The following is a 2,041-nucleotide window of genomic DNA, read 5'->3' on the forward strand; positions in this document are numbered from 1 at the left end:
ATGTCAAATGAAACAAGAATGAAATTATTGCTCGGAGCTATTGAGGAGGGAACAGTTCAAACTTCTAATCTTGGCTGGAGGCGAAGTGTCCAACTGATGAATCATTCCAATGAATCCATTAAGACAAAAGCACGGCTGTTGATAAATAAAGATGAAAGCAAAGGGGAAGAATTATTGCAAAAGTATCAACCCGCACTCACATCACAAGGAACTTTCGAAAAAGGCAGAATCATCTTTGACAACAACTGCGCATCATGTCACAAAATGGGAGAAGATATGGGCCGGGTTTTTGGTCCTAACCTCGCAAGTCTTAAAAACAGGAGAGCCGAAAACATATTGAGTGATATCTTATTCCCAAACCTGTCCATAGCGGATGGATATGACCTATGGTCCATCGAAATGCAAAATGGAGAGATCATACAGGGCATCATCGGATCCGAAACACCCAATGCAATTCTCCTTCGGATAGCAGGTGGAACGGAGAGAAACATTTCACGCAGTGACATCAAGAGTCTAAATGTCATGGACATTTCGGCCATGCCCCCAGGTCTGGAAGAAGCCATCAATCCACAGCAAATGGCGGATTTGCTGGCCTTTATTCTTAAAATTAAATCCAACCCAAAATGAAAAACCCACCGATTTTCACCCTGTGTCTTTTGCTTTTCCTTTTTGGTAGTGCGGCCTTTTCACAGCAGCAATCTTTCCCTTGGCCTGAAGGGAAAAAAATGGCCCTGAGCCTGAGTTTTGATGATGCCCGCGCCACAAATACAAGCCTGGGCATTCCGCTTTTGAATGAGTACGGAGTGAAGGCCACATTTTTTGTATTGCCAAATAGCCTGAAACAGGATTTGGAAGGCTGGCAAAAAGCCGTGGCTGCGGGCCATGAAATGGGAAATCATTCCATACAGCATCCCTGCAGCGGCAATTTTGTTTGGTCCCGTGAAAGGGCATTGGAAAATTATACACTAGACAGAATGAAAGCCGAATTGCTTCAGGCCAATAAAGAAATTGAGGAATTACTTGGCGTGAGGCCAACAGTTTATGCGTATCCATGTGGCCAAACCTTCGTCGGGAAAGGTATTTATACCCAATCCTTTGTTCCCCTGATTTCTGAAATGTTTCTTGCCGGAAGAAGCTGGATGGATGAAGCGCCTTCTGATCCATTCTATGCAGATATGGCTCAGCTGACCGGAATGGAAATGGACAATAAGTATTTTGATGAAATCTTGCCTTTGATTGAATCGGCTCGAAAAAACGGACAGTGGTTGGTTTTGGCTGGACATGAAACTGCCGATGCCGGAAATCAGACCACATATTTAAGCATGTTGAGAAAACTTTCAGAATATGCCACTGACCCGGCCAACGGGATCTGGATCGCTCCCATCGGAACAGTGGGAAAATATGTACTCGATACCCGTCTTGCAACTTCAGACACCACAAACATACCCGAACTCCTCAGGAGTTCGCCTGATGGCAAGTTTAGGTTGACAGCTGAAAAGGGAAGAGCAATAGGTCCCGACATCAAATACATGCCGGATTGGAGGGCTTTTGGATGGTTTACTGCCAAAGACAGTGTGGTGTGGGAAGTCGACATCCCCGAGGAAGGAATCTATGAAGTGTGGATGGAATGGTCTGTTTCCGATGAAGAGGCGGGGAAGCAATTTATTCTGTCAACAGGGAATGAATCCATAAAAGGAAAAGTAGAGAAATCAGGTTCGTGGGAAACTTTCAAGAAAGTTTCCATTGGCAGAATAAGATTGAATTCAGGCTATCAGAAAGTAATCTTTAAATCTCTGGACCAATTTGAAAATGGGGCATTACTTGACCTGAAAGAAATCACCATGGAAAAGGTAGGAAAGGGGAAATAATAACCCTCCCCCTTTATTGTAGCAGCGGAAAAAGCCTTTTAATTTCCTCTTTGGAGGGCTGGCTACCATATTCACATATTTCAAAGGCTTCGGCATATTTGACCTGAAGGGCTTTGGACTCACCATACCAGGTTTTCAATGATTCCACAACAGCAGCATTTGGAGCAAATGAA

2 protein-coding genes are annotated in these 2,041 nt (G+C 44.1%); both read left to right on the top strand.

Features of this window, described 5'->3' with window-relative positions; translation table 11 throughout:
- A partial coding sequence (locus ACZFYI_RS19615; RefSeq protein ID WP_462525812.1) for a c-type cytochrome occupies positions 1-627 on the top strand: 627 nt, incomplete at its 5' end.
- Complete coding sequence (locus ACZFYI_RS19620; protein WP_462525813.1) at positions 624-1,868, top strand: polysaccharide deacetylase family protein; 1,245 nt, start codon at positions 624-626, stop codon at positions 1,866-1,868. The genes ACZFYI_RS19615 and ACZFYI_RS19620, both read left to right, overlap by 4 nt.
- The last annotated feature ends 173 nt before the right edge of the window (positions 1,869-2,041 follow it).

This window comes from Aquiflexum sp., from assembly GCF_977115555.1.